This window comes from Microterricola viridarii, assembly GCF_001542775.1.
Classification (GTDB): domain Bacteria; phylum Actinomycetota; class Actinomycetes; order Actinomycetales; family Microbacteriaceae; genus Microterricola; species Microterricola viridarii_A.
Map to the genome: position 1 here is coordinate 538,659 of NZ_CP014145.1, position 14,442 is coordinate 553,100.

Here is a 14,442-nt window from a genome sequence, read left to right on the forward strand (position 1 = left end):
AGCGGCGGCTGACGCACCATCCCGTCACGACCGCAATAGGCTCGGGTCATGGCTGAACTGCACGATCTCACCGCACTCGACCAGTGGCAATCACTGCAGAAGGGCGAGATCTCGCCCCTCGAGTTGACCGAGCACTACCTCGCCCGCATCGAGCGGCTGAACCCCGATCTCGGCGCCTTCGTCACCGTTACACCGGACGCTGCCCGCGCTCGTGCCGCCGGACTACAAGAATCCGGTCCGGGAACCGCGCCGATCTGGGGCTTGCCGTTCGGCGACAAAGACCTCGAGATGCGCGCCGGCGTGCCTGCCGGCTTCGGCTCGCGCCTGTTCGCCGCCTTTGTGCCGCCGGTTTCTGACGAGATCGTCGAGGCGATGGACTCCGCCGGCGGCGTGAGCCTCGGCAAGACGGCGACGCCGGAGTTCGGCCTGCCGAGCTACACCGAGAGCCTCGCCGGCCCGCCCGCCCGCAACCCGTGGGACCCGTCGCGTGGTTCCGGCGGCTCTAGCGGCGGCGCGGCCGTCGCCGTGGCATCCGGCATGCTGCCCTTCGCGCCCGGCAGCGACGGCGGCGGATCCGTGCGTATCCCTGCCGCCGCCTGTGGCCTGGTCGGTCTGAAGCCCTCCCGCGGGCGGGTGCCCGGTGGCAGCGCCATCGACTCGCTCGCCGGCCTCGCGGTGCCTGGCCCGTTGGCCCGCACGGTGTCGGATGCCGCCCTGCTGCTGGACGCCATGGTCGCCCCGACCGGCTACCCGGCCGACCACCACTACGCGCTGCGGGTGCCCGGCAGCGACGGGCCGTTCCTGGCGTCGGCGGTGCGCGGGGAGGGGCGGTTCCAGCTCGGGGTGATGACGACATCCGCGTGGGATGACGCCTACGACATCACCATCGCTCCGGAGGCGACACAGGCGCTCGACGACGCCGTGACCGCCTTCGCAAGCATGGGGCACGGCATCGAGCAGACCGCCCTGGAGTCCGACCCGAGCTACGCGCCCGCGTTCCGCACGATCTGGCAGGCCGGGGCGGCGAGCATCCCGGCCGAGACGCCCGAGCAGGAGGAGCTGCTCGAGCCGCTCACCCGCTGGCTGATGCACCGCGGCCGCGCCCTCAGCGCGCGCACCCTCGCCGAAGCGCTCAAGACGCTCGCCGCCTATGAGCGCTCGCTGATCCGGCAGCTCTCCCGCTTCGACGCGGTGCTCACGCCGGCCCTCGCCATGACGCCGCGCCCGATCGGCTGGTACGACGCCGAAGATGGCGAACGCAACTTCGCCCAGCAGGTGCAATACACGCCGTTCACCTCGATGCTCAACGTGAGCGGCCTGCCCGCCATCGTGCTGCCAATCAGCCACACGGATGCCGGCCTGCCGATGGGCGTGCAGCTGATCGGGCGGCCTGGGGGAGAGGCGACGCTTCTAGCGCTCGGTGCCCAGCTGGAGCGACGGGTGCACTGGGAACGGCGTCATCCGGCGATGTGGTGACACGCCGAAGGCGCGGTCAGCGAGCCGGGCGCTTTCCGCAGCAATAGTGAGGCAATTCTTGTTCCAGCTTGACAAGGTTAGCCAAGCCTTACCTAATATGGAAACATGCTCGGAACTGACCTCACGCTCGCTTACAACGGCACGCCCGTCGTTCACGGAGCGGATATAGCCCTCGCGCCCGGTCAGATCACCGCGCTCGTCGGCCCGAACGGCAGCGGCAAATCCACCCTGCTGCGCACACTCGCCCGCCTGCACGCCCCGCAGTCCGGCCGCATCGAGCTGCCGGTGGACGGCGGCGCCACGATCGACGCGCTGAGCCTCGGCCACCGCGAGTTCGCCCGGCGGGTCACGCTGCTCGCGCAGAGCCGGCCGACGCCTGCCGGGCTCTCGGTGCGCGAGGTCGTCGAGTTCGGCCGGCACCCGCACCGCGGCCGCTGGACGCGCGGCGACGTCGACGGGGCGGCCGCCATCGAGCACGCCATGACCGTCACCGGCGTTGCGGCCCTCGCCGAGCGCCCCGTCGACCGGCTCTCCGGCGGGCAACTGCAGCGGGTCTGGCTGGCCAGTTGCCTCGCCCAAGACACCGGCGTGCTGCTGTTAGACGAGCCCACCACCTACCTCGACCTGCGTTACCAGGTCGAGCTGCTCGACCTCATCCGCGACCTCGCCGAGGTGCACGGCGTCACGATCGGCGTCGTGCTGCACGACCTCGACCAGGCCGCCGCCATCGCCGACCACATCGTTCTGCTGGCGGACGGCCGCGTGCGCGCCGCCGGCACCCCGCACCAGGTGCTCACCACCGAGCTGCTCAGCGCGGCCTACGGAATCCGCGTCGACGTGCAGCACGACGAGCACACCGGGCAGCTGCGCACCCGTGCCATCGGGCGGCACAACGCCGCCCGCGCCCCGGAACGCGCGGTCGCCTAACCCGGCGACGCCCACTCACCTCCCGCACTCGCACGGCCCACCCCGGCCGGGCAGCCGCATGCCCGAAATCCCCTGGCGAAACCCGCTGGCGAAACCCCTCATCGACCCCACAACACCCAAGGAACCCATGAACAAGCGCACCATTGCCCTGTCCATCGCCGCGGCCGCGACCGCGGTCTTGCTCGTCGGCTGCGGAACGACCGAAGACACCGGCTCTGCGGCATCCGGAGGCGACGCCGCCATCAGCATCACCGACGACCGCGGCCAGGTCATCTCGCTCGACGCCCCCGCCAGCCGGGTCGTCGCGCTCGAGTGGAACACCGCCGAGAACCTCGTCGCACTCGGCGTGATGCCCGTCGGCGTCGCCGACGTCGAAGGCTACGGAACCTGGGTCAAGGCCGAGAACCTCGACAAGAGCGTGACGGATGTCGGCCAGCGCGGCGAACCGAGCATCGACGCCATCGCGGGCCTCGCCCCCGACCTGGTGCTGACCACCTCCGACCTCAGCGAGGCGGCCATCGCCCAGATCGAGGAATTCGCCCCCGTTCTCGTCGTGCGCGGCGCCAACGCCAGCGATGCCATCGGCCAGATGGAGAAGAACCTCAACAACATCGCCACCGCGACGGGCACGGAAGAGGAGGCCGCCACACTCGTGGACGCCTTCGACGCGAAGGTCGCCGAGGGCAAGGCCGCCGTCGAGAAGGCCGGCCTCACCGGCACCGAGTTCTTCATGAACGACGCCTGGGCTTCCAGCGGGCAGGTGTCGATCAGGCCGTTCGCCCAGGGTGCGCTGCTCGCCGAGATCACCGAGGAGCTCGGCATGGTCAACGCCTGGAAGGGCGAGGGCGACGCCGACTACGGCCTCGGCTCCACCGACGTCGAGGGCCTCACCGCGCTCGGCGACGTGAACTTCTTCTACATCGCCACCGAGGGCATGGACGTCTACCAGAACGAGCTCGCGAGCAACGCCGTGTGGACCTCGCTGCCGTTCGTGCAGAGCGGCAAGGTGCACCGCCTCGCCGACGGCATCTGGATGTTCGGCGGCCCGTCGTCGATGAACGATTACATCGACGCCGTCATCGCCGTCGTCTCGAAGTAACCCGCCGGTGCTCTCCTCGATCCAACGGTCCCCGGCGGGCCCAGACGCCCACCTCGTGCCCGGGGAGAGCGCCAGCCCACTGCGTGGGGCGGATGCCGGCCGGCCGGCGGGGCGCCGCGGCACCCTCGCCGCCGCACTGGCCGCCGGCCTGCTGCTCGTCGCCGTGCTCGCCGCCATCCACCTGACCCAGGGCTCCTCGCCCGTCACGGTGGCCGAGCTCTGGCAGGTCGTCACCGGGGGCGGCGGCGAGCAGGCGAACGCCGTGCTCGTCGCCTCCCGGGTGCCCCGGCTACTCGCCGGACTGCTCGTCGGCGTCGCGCTCGGCACCGCCGGTGTCGTGATGCAGACCGTCGCGCGCAACATCCTCGCCTCGCCCGACACGCTGGCCGTCAACGCCGGTGCGTACCTGGCCGTCGTCGCCTTCGCCGCGTTCGGCCTCAGCCTGCCGCTCATCACCGGCAGCCTGGTCGCCTTCCTCGGCGGACTCGCCGCCGCCGCGCTGGTGCTCGGACTCGCCGCTGGCGGAGGCGGCAACGGGGGCAGCGGAGGAGGAACGGTGCGGCTCGTGCTGGCCGGCTCCGCCATCGCGCTCGCCTTCTCGGCGCTCACCACGATGCTGCTGCTGCTCTTCGCCGAGGAGACGACCGGCATGTTCGCCTGGGGTGCGGGAACCCTCGGTCAGACCAGCATCGACGGCGTCGCCCAGCTCGGCCCCGTCGTGCTGGTCGCGGTTCTCGCCCTGCTGCTGATCGCCAACAAACTCGACATCCTCGCTCTCGGCGACGACACGGCGAGCGTGCTCGGCGTCAAGGTGCGCCGCACCCAGGTCATCGCCATCGTGCTCGCCGTGCTGCTCTCGGCCTCCGCCGTGACCGTCGCCGGACCGATCGGCTTCGTCGGCCTCGCCGCCCCGGCCATCGTGCGGCTGCTCGCCGTCCGCATCCCCGGCCTGCAACGGCACCGCGCCCTCATCCCGGCAGCCGCGATCATGGGCGTCATCGTCGTGCTCGGTGCCGACGTGCTGCTGCGCCTCGTCTTCGGCGGCTCGGCAGCCGTCGCGGTGCCAACCGGTGTGGTCACCACCCTCTTCGGCGCCGTCTTCCTGGTGATCCTCGCCCGCCGGTTGAGCGACGGCGGCGGCACGTCATCCGCCGCCGGATTCGCCCTCGGCACCAGCTCCAGCGCGCGCACCCGCCGACTCCTCATCGTCGGCGCGGCCGTGCTGCTCGTGCTCGTCGCGTTCTTCTCGCTGCTGCTCGGCGACGCCAAGCTGCTCGCCGGCGACCTGCTCAACTGGGTCACCGGGCAGGCAGGCCCCGTCACCGAGTTCGTTCTCAACACGCGGATGCCGCGGGTGCTCGCCGCGATCCTGGCCGGTGCCGCGCTCGCCATCGCCGGCGCCGTGGTGCAGGCCGTCACCCGCAATCCGCTCGCCGAACCCGCCCTGCTCGGTGTCACCGGCGGAGCCGGGGTGGGCGCCGTTCTCGTCATCACGATCGCGCCGCTGGCGAGCTTCTGGGCCGTCACCGCCGGCGGCCTGGCCGGCGCGGTCGCGGCCGCCGTCATCGTGTTCGGCCTCGCCGCGGCCGGCGGCTTCGCGCAGAGCCGGCTGATCCTGATCGGCATCGGGGTCTCCGCAGCGGCCGGGGCGATCGTCAGCATGCTGATCATCTCCACCGACCCGTACAACGGCGCAAAGGCGCTCACGTGGATGTCCGGCTCCACATACGGCCGCACCCTGCCGCAATTGCTGCCCGTGCTGATCGCCCTCATCGTCGCGGCGCCGATCCTGGTCGGCGCGCGGCGCGACTTCGACGTGCTGGCGCAAGACGACGACACCCCGCGCATCCTCGGAGTGCCGCTCGGCCGCACCCGGCTTGGCCTGCTGAGCGTCGCCGTCGCGCTCACCGCCGCCGCGGTCGCCGCCGTCGGCGTGATCGGCTTCGTCGGCCTCGTCGCGCCGCACGCCGCCCGCGCCCTGGTCGGCGGCCGGCACAGCCTGGTGCTGCCCATGTCGGCACTGCTCGGCGCCCTGCTCGTCTGCGTCGCCGACGCCCTCGGCCGCACCGTCATCGCCCCCGGCCAACTGCCGGCCGGGCTGCTCACCGCCGTCGTCGGCGCGCCATACTTCGTGTGGCTGCTCTGGCGCTCACGAAGGACATCATGAAGCCCAATTACCGCCGTTTCGACGTCACCGTCGCCGGCATCCGCCCCCTCAGCCCCCACTTCACCCGGGTCACCTTCGCCGGCCCCGACCTGAACGAGTGGGGCTGGTACGGCGCCGACCAGCGCATCAAGGTGGTGCTGCCCGGCGAGATCTGGCGCACGTACACGATCCGCGCGGCGCGCTCCGCCCTGCGTGAGGTCGACGTGGACTTCGTCAGCCACGGGCTCACCGGCCCGGCCACGCGCTGGCTGGCCGGTGCGGCCGTCGGCGACGCCCTCTCCCTGATCGGGCCGGATGCCACCAGCGGGGCCGAACCGGACGGCTACGTCTGGCGGCCCGGCACCGCGCGCACCCTGCTGCTCGCCGCGGACGAGACGGCCGTTCCCGCTGTCGCCGTGATCCTTGAGGGGCTACCGGCGGATGCCACCGGGCACGTGTTCCTCGAGGTGCCGAGCGCCGGCGACGCGCTGCCGCTGACCGCGCCGGCCGGGGTGCAGATCACCTGGCTGCCGCGCAGCACCGACGATGGGCACGAGAATGAGCCGCTGCCATTCGGCGGCGCACTGGTTCCGGCCGTCACGGCGTGGGCCGACGCCTGGGCGGAGAGCTGCGCGCAGCCGGCCCCTGCCGCGGATGCCGCCGGCGAGGAGCCGGCCGCGGAGCCCGCCTCGGACGGCGAGTACGAGATCCTCTGGGAGGTGCCGGAGGAGTCCGAACCGGTCGGGGCGCCGGAGCAGCCGGCATCCGCCGATCTCTACGCCTGGATGGCCGGAGAGGCGGGCGCGATCACCGGGCTGCGCCGCCACCTCGTGCGCGAGCGCGGCGTCGACCGCAAGCAGGTCGCCTTCATGGGCTACTGGAAGCTCGGCCGTTCAGAGAACTAGCGGTGCCGCCCTGTCGCGCCGCCGCGAGCCTGTGAGTATGTCAGTTTGGATTGACAGGTCGAGAATGTCAGTTCAGACTGACAAGCATGGATCCCTTGGATGTTGACCAGCTCCGCACCGCCGACCCGGCAACAGGGCTGCGCGCCGTCACCGCTTTGCATCGACTTGCCGAGCGCATTGAGGCGACGCATGTCGCGGCGGCGCGCAGAGCCGGGTGGTCCTGGGAACAGATCGGTGATGCACTCGGTGTCACCCGCCAGTCGGTGCACGCCAAGTACGGAAAGCGAGAAAGCGATGTTTGAGCGATTCAGCCGCTCGGCCAGGGCAGCCGTCGAGGATGCCGTCTACGAAGCGGTGCGGCGCGGCGACCGGCGGGTCGGCACCGACCACCTGCTGCTCGCCCTGCTCGCAGACGAGGAGCTGGCGAAGCTCGTCGGTGTTGACGCCGCGGCGGCGCAGGACGCCGTCGACCGGCTCGATCGCTCCGCACTCGCCGCCGTCGGCGTCTCGCTGGGCGAGTTCCAACACACCCCCGTCGCCCGGTCCGCCCGGCACAGCGCGTCGATGAGCGCCGGCGCGAAGTCGGTTCTCAGGCGGTCCCTCGCCGCCGCGGTGTCCGAGACGGCACGGGCCATCACCTCCCGGCATCTGCTGCTCGCGCTGCTCGAGAGGGACGCCCCAGACCCCGCCGCCGCGCTGCTCGCCGCCCTGCCTGTTGACCGCGCGACCCTCAGGGAACGAGTGGCGCACGCCGGCTAGCGGCGCGCCGCAGGCCGACGGCGCCCGATTGGGGTCTAGCCCTTCACCGCGCCGGCGGTGAGCCCGGACTGCCAGTAGCGCTGCAGCACGAAGAACAGCACGACCAGAGGTAGAACGCTGAGCAATGCGCCCTGCAGGACGGCGCCATACTGCGGGCTGAAGTAGCTCATCATGCCGTACAGGCCGAGGGTCACCGGCTTCAGCTCCGCGCTGTTGATCATCATCAGCGGCAGCAGGAAGTTGTTCCACGTGGCCACGAAGATGAACAGGAAGATCGTCACCATCGCCGGCGCGATCAGGCGCAGCACGAGGGTGAAGAACGTCCGCACCTCGCCGGAGCCGTCCAGGCGCGAGGCCTCGAGCAGTTCGTCCGGTACGCCGGCATCGACGAACATGCGGCCGAGGAACACGCCGAACGGGCTGACGCAGGAGGGGATGATCACCGCCCAGATCGTGTTCGTCAGGCCGAGGCCGTTGAAGAAGATGTACAGCGGCACGGTGAGCAGCGCGATCGGCATGAGCAGGCCGCCAAGGATGGCGAGCTGGATGCCGGCTTTGCCCGGCATCCGGAACTTGGCCAGGGCGTAGCCGGCGCTCACCGAGACCAGGGTGCCCAGCACGCCCGCGACGGTCGAGTAGAGCATCGAGTTGCCGACCCAGCGCCAGAAGTTGCCCTGCGTCCACGACATGAGCGCGGTGTAGTTCTCGACGATGTTGTTGCCGGCGAAGAGCAGCCCGTTCGAGGAGATCAGGTCGGGGTTGCTCTTCGTCGACGAGACGATCAGCCAGTACACGGGGGCGAGGAACATGACCGCAGCGGCGATCAGCACGATGCGGGTGATGGCGCGGGTCGAGGACGACGGCCGCAGCGACGGGGGAGTGGTGATGGTGGCCATGTCAGCGAGTGCTCCGCTTCTGAACGAGGGCAAAGATGGCGGCGAGGATTCCCGCGATGAGCGCCATCGAGATCGAGACGGCGGATGCCGGTCCGGCACCCGATGGGCTGGTGGTGCCCATCATCGAGCTGTAGGCCAGCATCATCGGCGTGTAGTCGTTGCCCATCCACGGGTTCACCGCGGCGAGCACGGTCGGCTCGTTGAACAGCTGCACCGTTCCGATGATCGACAGGAGCACGGCGAGCAGAGTGGCCTGGCCCACCATGGGCACCTTGATGCGGCGCACGATGGCGAACTCGCTCGCGCCGTCGAGGCGTGCGGCCTCGTAGAGGTCGTGCGGGATGGCCTGCAGGGCGGCCAGGAAGATCAGCATGTTGTAGCCCATGAAGGTCCAGGTGGTCATCGTCGCCATGGACGCGATGATGGTGCCGGGGGCGAAGAAGTCGATGGTCAGGTCGACGGGGCTGCCGAGCAGCGCCGCCAGTGCGTCCGACAGTGCGACGAGCGCCTGGTTGATCGGCGAGAAGCCGGGGCTGAAGATGTAGGTCCAGACCAGGGCGGCGATGACGCCGGGGATCGCGTACGGCAGGAAGTAGGCGAGCCTGAAGAACGCTACTCGCCTGACGATGAACGAGTCGAGCAGCAGAGCGAGGATCAGCGCGCCGCCGAGCATGACCGGGATCTGGACGGCGCCGAAGAGGAGAACCCGGCCCATGCCCTCCCAGAAGATGGCGTTGCCCAGCACCTGGGCGTAGTTGTCGAGGAACGCGAAGGTCTCGACGAGCCCGCCCCCGCCGTAGAGGGAGTCTCCCGCTGCCTTCTCGGTGAAGAAAGAGGAGCGGATCGACACGAGGATCGGCACAACGAAGGTCAGCGCGAAGAGGATCGCGAACGGGGCGAAGAAGCCCCAGCCGATGCGCCCCTCGCGCCACCGGCGCCGTCTGTTGGCCTCTGCGCGCTGCTCACTCGCCAGGCGCTCTGGGGCCACTGGCCTCGTTAGCGTGCTCATCGTCGACTCGCTCATCTCGTTGCTTCCGGAATGATGATGTCGGCGCGGCATGCACTGCTGTGCATGCCGCGCCGACGGTTCAGAGGGTACTGCGCTACTTCGCGACCGGCAGGCCGGCGCTCTCAAGCGCGGCGATGGCGGACTTCTCCGCGGCGGCGAAGATGTCTGACACGGGCGCGGTGCCCTGCCCTGCGGCATCCGCAGCCTTGACCATGTCACCGTTGATCGCCGGGAAGCCGGGGATGTAGATGAAGTCCGGGCTGAGCGACTCGTTCGCGGCGGCGAGCACCGAGAACACGTCCTGGCCGCCGTAGAAGGACTTGATGGCGTCAGGCGTGGTCATGGCGCCCTTGGCGGCGACGACGAGGCCCTGCGAGACGAGCGGGTCGATCTGGGTGTTGAACCAGTTGTTGAACTCCATCGCCTCGGCGGGGTGCGCGCAGCCCTTCATCACGGCAACGCCGGAGCCGCCGTCGGGTCCCGTCATCTGCGTGGCGCCGAAGGTCGGCAGCTCGACGACGGCCCACTGGCCCTCGTTGGCCGAGCCGGCCATGTCGCCGGCGAGCAGCGGGGCCTCCCACGCGGCGCCGATGGTGCCGATCAGGGTCTGGTCGACGAGTGCCTGCTTGAACTCGTCGCCCCAGCGGTTCGCGACGAGGGTGCTCTTGGAGTCGATGAGACCCTGCCAGAACGAGGCGACCTTCGCGGTGCCCGCGTCGGAGACGTCGACGCTCCACTTGCCGTCCTTCGCCTGGAACCAGGCGGCGCCGGCGGCGGCCGTCTGGCCGGAGAGCCAGTACTGGGCCTCATCGGGCTGGAACGCGACGGCGTACTTGCCGGCGGCAGCGGCAGCCGTTGTGGCGGCGGCGAGCTCGTCGGCCGTGGTGGGAACCGTGAGGCCCAGGCGCTCGAACTCGGCGGCGTTGTAGTAGTAGACGAGGGGGCCGGTGTCCTGCGGCAGGCCGACCGTCTCGCCGTTGACCGTCATGAGCGCGACGGCGCCGGCGGAGAAGTTGCCGACGTAGTCCTTTGCGACGTCGGTCACGTTCTCGAGCATGCCCTCGGTGTACATGGTGGGCACCTCGGCGTAGCCGAGCTGCGCGAGGCAGGACACGCTGCCGGCCTTGACATCGGCCTTGAGCTTGGTGAGCATCTCGGCGGCCTTGCCGTCGAACTTGGTCGCGGTGACCTGCACGCCGGGGTGCGCGGTGTTCCACTCGGCGATGATGTCGGCGACCTTGGTCATGCCCTCACCATCGGGGAGGCGGTGCAGGTAGTCGATCGTGATCGACTCGGCCGGCGCTGCCTCCTCTCCGGAGGTGCCCGTGCCGGTGGAACACGCGGTGACGCCGAACAGCATTGTCGCGGCTGCGGCGATTCCCATGGTGCGAATAGCAACTGATTTCATGTGGATTCACTTTCTCGGTGTGCGCTCTGAGGAATCCAAATGGCCTCATCCTCGAAGCATTGCTAAATCATTTGAATAATACCCGAACTAATTACTTCAATGTCAAGATGGAGTTTCAACAAATGGGATTCACCGACGGATCGCCAGTGGAGGCAGGCCGAGATGAGCGGGCGAGTAGACCAGGCCGAGATGCGGCGCGCGAACATGAGCCTGATGCTGCGCAGCCTGCGCAGCGGCGACCCACGCTCGCGTGCCCGGCTGGCGACGGAGACCGGGCTCTCCAAGGGCACCACCTCGACACTGATTGCCGATCTGGTCGGGCTCGGCCTGGTCCGCGAGGATGAGCGTGAGCGCACGGGTGCCGTCGGGCGCCCCGGAACTGCGATCGCGATCGACGGTGGCCGCGTCTTCGGCGTCGGCATGGAGATCAACGTCGACTACCTCGCTCTGACGGTCGTCGACCTGCGCGGCCGCACCGTGCACAGTGCGGTCGCCGCCTTGGATATCGCCAGCACCCCGGTCTCCGAGGTGCTGGACCAGCTCGCTCGGCTCATCGAGGACGCGATCCGCCTCGCCCGGGCCAGGGGTGGCCAGATCGTCGGCATCGGCATCGGCGCCCCCGGAATCGTCGACCTCGACTCCGGTTCGGTGCGGTTCGCGCCGAACCTGGGCTGGCACGGGGTGGCCGTCGCGCGGGAGCTCGCGGCCAGGCTCGGCCCGGCCGCCCCGCCGATCAGGCTCGAGAACGACTCGAAACTCGGCGCCGTCGCCGAGTTCTCGGTGCGCGAGAACCAGGAGATCGAGGATCTGCTCTACCTCTCCGCCGACGTCGGCGTCGGCGCGGGAATCGTGGCCGGCGGGCGCCTGATGCGCGGCTGGTCCGGCTTCTCCGGCGAGGTCGGGCACCTCCCGATCGGACCGCAGGGCGTCGCCTGTCCGTGCGGGCGAACCGGCTGCTGGGAGCTCAACGTCGGCCTCAACGCCTTCCTCGCGCTGGCCGCGGAGCCCGGCGACGTCGTGCACGACCGCTCGGTGCCGCTGGAGGAACGGCTGCGCATCCTGCGCGGGCGCGCAGACAGCGGCGACGGCCGCGTGCTCGCCGCGCTGTCTGCGATCGCCACGAACTTGTCGATCGGGCTCTCTGTGCTCGTTGACGTGCTGAACCCGCGCATGATCGTGCTCGGAGGGTACTTCCCCTCCTTCAGCGACTTCCTCATCGCGCCGATCACCGCCGCTCTCGAGGCGCGCCGGATGGACCTCGGCAGCTCGGCGATCCTCGTCGGCTCCAAGCTCGGGTTGACGTCGGCGGCGCGCGGCGGCGCGCAGCTGGTGCTCGAGGACGTCTTCGACGACCCGACGCTCGCCAGCGCCGTCTAGGGCCGTCTCCGGCGCTTGCCGGAATTGACATCTGAGGTTGGTTGTCGGAATAATTCTGGCATCGAACTAATCAGACTTCAGTGGGCGCGCAGCGTTGCGCGTGCCAGCTGCATCAAAGGATGTCCATGAACGCGACCCCCGACCACTCATCCGCTTCCCGAATCCTGACGGTGCAGGATGGCGCATTCCGGCGAGGCGGCGCAGAGCACCGCATCCTGAGCGGAGCGATTCACTACTTCCGCGTTCACCCGGAGCTCTGGCACGATCGGCTGCTCCGGCTGCGTGCACTCGGACTGAACACCATCGAGACGTACATCCCCTGGAACTGGCACGAGCGGGTTCGCGGTGAGATCGACTTCACCGGCCCCCGCGACGTCGCCCGCTTCGTGCAGACGGCCGGCGATCTCGGTTTCGACGTGATCCTGCGCCCCGGCCCCTACATCTGCGCGGAATGGGACTTCGGCGGGCTCCCCGGCTGGCTGATGGCGGAGCCCGGCATAGCTCTGCGCACCATGGACCCCCGCTTCATCGACGCCGCCGACGGCTGGTTCGACGCCATCACCGCGGTGATGCGCCCGCTCCTGGCGAGCAACGGCGGCCCCGTCGTCTCGGTGCAGGTCGAGAACGAGTACGGCTCGTTCGGTGACGACGCCGAGTACGTGCGGCACTGCCGGGACGCCCTCACCTCGCGCGGCATCGACGTGCTGCTGGTGACCTCTGACGGGCCGATCGCTGGCATGTTCGCCGCGGGCATGGTGGAGGGCGCCCACGCGACCGTCAACTTCGGCTCGCGCACCACCGAGGCCTTCGCCGCGCTGCGCACGGCGCAGCCGGAGGGCCCGGACATGTGCATGGAGTTCTGGAACGGCTGGTTCGATCACTGGGGCGAGCCGCACCACGTGCGGAGCGCCGCGGACGCCGCGGGAACGCTCGAGGAGATGCTGAGCAGCGGCGGCAGCGTCAACTTCTACATGGCTCACGGTGGAACCAACTTCGGCCTGTGGAACGGCTGCAACACCGAGGACGGCAAGCTGCAGCCGACCGTCACCAGCTACGACTACGACGCCGCGGTCGGCGAGGCGGGCGAGCTGTCAGAGAAGTTCTACGCATTCCGGGAGATCCTGCGGCGCTACGCGACGCACGAGATCCCGGAGCCGCCCGCACTGCCCGGCCGCCTCGCGGCGCAGGAGGCCGCCGTCAGCGAGTGGGTGTCGCTGCGTGACTCGCTCGGCGCCTTCGACGCGCCGGAGCGTTCGGCCCTGCCGAGGCAGATGGAGCAGCTCGGCCAGGACCAGGGCCTCGTCTGGTACCAGGCCTCGCCGCTGCTGGACGCCGGTCAGGTCACGCTGCAGGTGGACGGCCTCGCCGACCGCGCAACCGTGCTGCTGGACGGCGTGGTCGCCGGCATCATCGACCGCAACGACGCCGAGCACACGCTCGTGGTGCAGACGCGCACCGACGGCCAGCCGACCGAGCTCGTCATCATCGTCGAGAACCAGGGGCGCATCAACTTCGCGGGAGGACTCGGCGAGCACAAGGGCCTCCGCAGCGTCCGCCAGGGCGCCCGGTTCATCCACGGCTGGACCAGCACCGCACTGCAGATCGGCCAGGACGGCGCGATCGACCCGCTCCGCTTCGACGGCTCCGCCGCGGCGGCCGGCCCGGTGTTCGGCCGCAGCACGCTGACCGTCGACGAGCAGGCAGACGGCTTCATCGCCCTGCCCGGCTGGGGCAAGGGCTTCGTCTGGCTGAACGGCTTCCTGCTTGGCCGCTACTGGGAGCGCGGCCCGCAGGTGACGCTGTATGCGCCTGCCCCGCTCTGGCGGGCCGGCGAGAACGAGATTGTGGTGCTCGAGATGGAGCGCGCGGGCTCCCGCATCGAGCTGCGCAGCGAGCCAGACCTGGACGGCGGTCGTCGCGCCGGCATCCCGAAGGCCGCCGAGTTCTTCGACTAAGCCGACGGCCGGGCGTTCCGCTGAGCTGTCGGCCGCGCCGCCGCCCCTGACGGGCGGCGCGCGGCCGGCAGGTAGCCGCCCTTTTCCAGGCCGGCCTCGATCTCGAAGCGGTTCTTCAGCGGGTTGCGTCCGGCGAACAGATAGAGCAACGGGAACAGCATTCCGTAGCGCTGCCACTGGCGCTTGTGCACGGCCTCGTGCTCGATCACGTCCGGTGTCACGTTCTGGTCGGTCAGGTAGCAACCGCCAACGCAGGAGCCGCCGCGGCCGAACGCCCACTTCGGCATTCCGCGGAACACGAACAGACCCGCGTGCCGCTCGACGCGGCCGGTGCTCCAGATGAAGCCCCAGACCAGCCCGACGAGGGTCGCGTAGAGGTAGCCGAGGCGGCTGATGGGGGAGTCGAGGAGGAGGGCGCGCACGACCTCAGCGTAGCCGTCGCGCCGGGTGGGGAGCGCACCAATCCGGGCGCCGCCTGTTCGGGC

At 70.2% G+C, this 14,442-nt stretch carries 13 protein-coding genes; 9 read left to right on the forward strand and 4 right to left on the reverse strand.

The window, feature by feature from the left end:
• Positions 1-48: 48 nt before the first annotated feature.
• The 7 genes from AWU67_RS02440 (at position 49) to AWU67_RS02465 (ending at position 7,312) form a co-directional block, all read left to right on the forward strand.
• A complete protein-coding gene (locus AWU67_RS02440; RefSeq protein WP_067226329.1) occupies positions 49-1,476 on the forward strand; it encodes an amidase in 1,428 nt (475 codons plus the stop codon).
• 105 nt (positions 1,477-1,581) lie between these two features.
• The gene (locus AWU67_RS02445) at positions 1,582-2,403 is read left to right on the forward strand and encodes an ABC transporter ATP-binding protein (protein ID WP_067226332.1); all 822 of its coding nucleotides are present in this window, start codon (positions 1,582-1,584) and stop codon (positions 2,401-2,403) included.
• A 127-nt stretch (positions 2,404-2,530) separates the two neighbouring features.
• Positions 2,531-3,502, forward strand: coding sequence for an iron-siderophore ABC transporter substrate-binding protein (locus AWU67_RS02450; protein WP_067226335.1), 972 nt, complete (start codon positions 2,531-2,533; stop codon positions 3,500-3,502).
• 55 nt (positions 3,503-3,557) lie between these two features.
• Complete coding sequence (locus AWU67_RS02455) at positions 3,558-5,669, forward strand: iron ABC transporter permease (RefSeq protein ID WP_067231937.1); 2,112 nt, start codon at positions 3,558-3,560, stop codon at positions 5,667-5,669.
• A complete protein-coding gene (locus AWU67_RS02460) occupies positions 5,666-6,553 on the forward strand; it encodes a siderophore-interacting protein (RefSeq protein WP_067226337.1) in 888 nt (295 codons plus the stop codon). The genes AWU67_RS02455 and AWU67_RS02460 overlap by 4 nt, the downstream gene beginning before the upstream one ends.
• Before the next feature lie 86 nt (positions 6,554-6,639).
• On the forward strand, positions 6,640-6,855 hold the full coding sequence (locus AWU67_RS16815; RefSeq protein WP_082716717.1) for an RNA polymerase subunit sigma-70: 216 nt from the start codon (positions 6,640-6,642) through the stop codon (positions 6,853-6,855).
• Positions 6,848-7,312 (forward strand): Clp protease N-terminal domain-containing protein, encoded by a 465-nt coding sequence (locus AWU67_RS02465; protein WP_067226341.1) that lies wholly within the window; start codon positions 6,848-6,850, stop codon positions 7,310-7,312. The genes AWU67_RS16815 and AWU67_RS02465 overlap by 8 nt, the downstream gene beginning before the upstream one ends.
• Positions 7,313-7,347: 35 nt before the next feature.
• On the opposite strand, the gene AWU67_RS02470 is transcribed toward AWU67_RS02465, so the two are convergent.
• The 3 genes from AWU67_RS02470 to AWU67_RS02480 all read right to left on the reverse strand — a co-directional run bounded on the left by AWU67_RS02470 (position 7,348) and on the right by AWU67_RS02480 (position 10,601).
• Positions 7,348-8,208, reverse strand: coding sequence for a carbohydrate ABC transporter permease (locus tag AWU67_RS02470; RefSeq protein ID WP_067226344.1), 861 nt, complete (start codon positions 8,206-8,208; stop codon positions 7,348-7,350).
• A gap of 1 nt (position 8,209) precedes the next feature.
• Positions 8,210-9,217 (reverse strand): carbohydrate ABC transporter permease, encoded by a 1,008-nt coding sequence (locus AWU67_RS02475; protein WP_067231940.1) that lies wholly within the window; start codon positions 9,215-9,217, stop codon positions 8,210-8,212.
• A gap of 94 nt (positions 9,218-9,311) precedes the next feature.
• A complete protein-coding gene (locus AWU67_RS02480; RefSeq protein WP_199922334.1) occupies positions 9,312-10,601 on the reverse strand; it encodes an ABC transporter substrate-binding protein in 1,290 nt (429 codons plus the stop codon).
• A 186-nt stretch (positions 10,602-10,787) separates the two neighbouring features.
• Here AWU67_RS02480 and AWU67_RS02485 point away from each other — a divergent pair, with 186 nt between their 5' ends.
• Together AWU67_RS02485 and AWU67_RS02490 are read left to right on the forward strand one after the other, a co-directional pair.
• Positions 10,788-12,002, forward strand: coding sequence for an ROK family transcriptional regulator (locus AWU67_RS02485; RefSeq protein WP_160329708.1), 1,215 nt, complete (start codon positions 10,788-10,790; stop codon positions 12,000-12,002).
• Between the two features lie 125 nt (positions 12,003-12,127).
• Complete coding sequence (locus AWU67_RS02490; protein ID WP_129586610.1) at positions 12,128-13,957, forward strand: glycoside hydrolase family 35 protein; 1,830 nt, start codon at positions 12,128-12,130, stop codon at positions 13,955-13,957.
• Here the strand turns inward: AWU67_RS02490 and AWU67_RS02495 are convergent.
• The gene (locus AWU67_RS02495; RefSeq protein WP_067226355.1) at positions 13,954-14,379 is read right to left on the reverse strand and encodes a Fe-S oxidoreductase; all 426 of its coding nucleotides are present in this window, start codon (positions 14,377-14,379) and stop codon (positions 13,954-13,956) included. The genes AWU67_RS02490 and AWU67_RS02495 overlap by 4 nt on opposite strands.
• Positions 14,380-14,442: the final 63 nt, after the last annotated feature.

What these genes read in the sequence shown, in the direction of transcription:
- AWU67_RS02440 (WP_067226329.1), top strand. Translation starts at nt 49, where the DNA reads ATGGCTGAACTGCACGATCTCACCGCACTCGACCAGTGGCAATCACTG.
- AWU67_RS02445 (WP_067226332.1), top strand. Translation starts at nt 1,582, where the DNA reads ATGCTCGGAACTGACCTCACGCTCGCTTACAACGGCACGCCCGTCGTT.
- AWU67_RS02450 (WP_067226335.1), top strand. Translation starts at nt 2,531, where the DNA reads ATGAACAAGCGCACCATTGCCCTGTCCATCGCCGCGGCCGCGACCGCG.
- AWU67_RS02460 (WP_067226337.1), top strand. Translation starts at nt 5,666, where the DNA reads ATGAAGCCCAATTACCGCCGTTTCGACGTCACCGTCGCCGGCATCCGC.
- AWU67_RS16815 (WP_082716717.1), top strand. Translation starts at nt 6,640, where the DNA reads ATGGATCCCTTGGATGTTGACCAGCTCCGCACCGCCGACCCGGCAACA.
- AWU67_RS02465 (WP_067226341.1), top strand. Translation starts at nt 6,848, where the DNA reads ATGTTTGAGCGATTCAGCCGCTCGGCCAGGGCAGCCGTCGAGGATGCC.
- AWU67_RS02470 (WP_067226344.1), bottom strand. Translation starts at nt 8,208, where the DNA reads ATGGCCACCATCACCACTCCCCCGTCGCTGCGGCCGTCGTCCTCGACC.
- AWU67_RS02475 (WP_067231940.1), bottom strand. Translation starts at nt 9,217, where the DNA reads ATGAGCACGCTAACGAGGCCAGTGGCCCCAGAGCGCCTGGCGAGTGAG.
- AWU67_RS02480 (WP_199922334.1), bottom strand. Translation starts at nt 10,601, where the DNA reads ATGGGAATCGCCGCAGCCGCGACAATGCTGTTCGGCGTCACCGCGTGT.
- AWU67_RS02485 (WP_160329708.1), top strand. Translation starts at nt 10,788, where the DNA reads ATGAGCGGGCGAGTAGACCAGGCCGAGATGCGGCGCGCGAACATGAGC.
- AWU67_RS02490 (WP_129586610.1), top strand. Translation starts at nt 12,128, where the DNA reads ATGAACGCGACCCCCGACCACTCATCCGCTTCCCGAATCCTGACGGTG.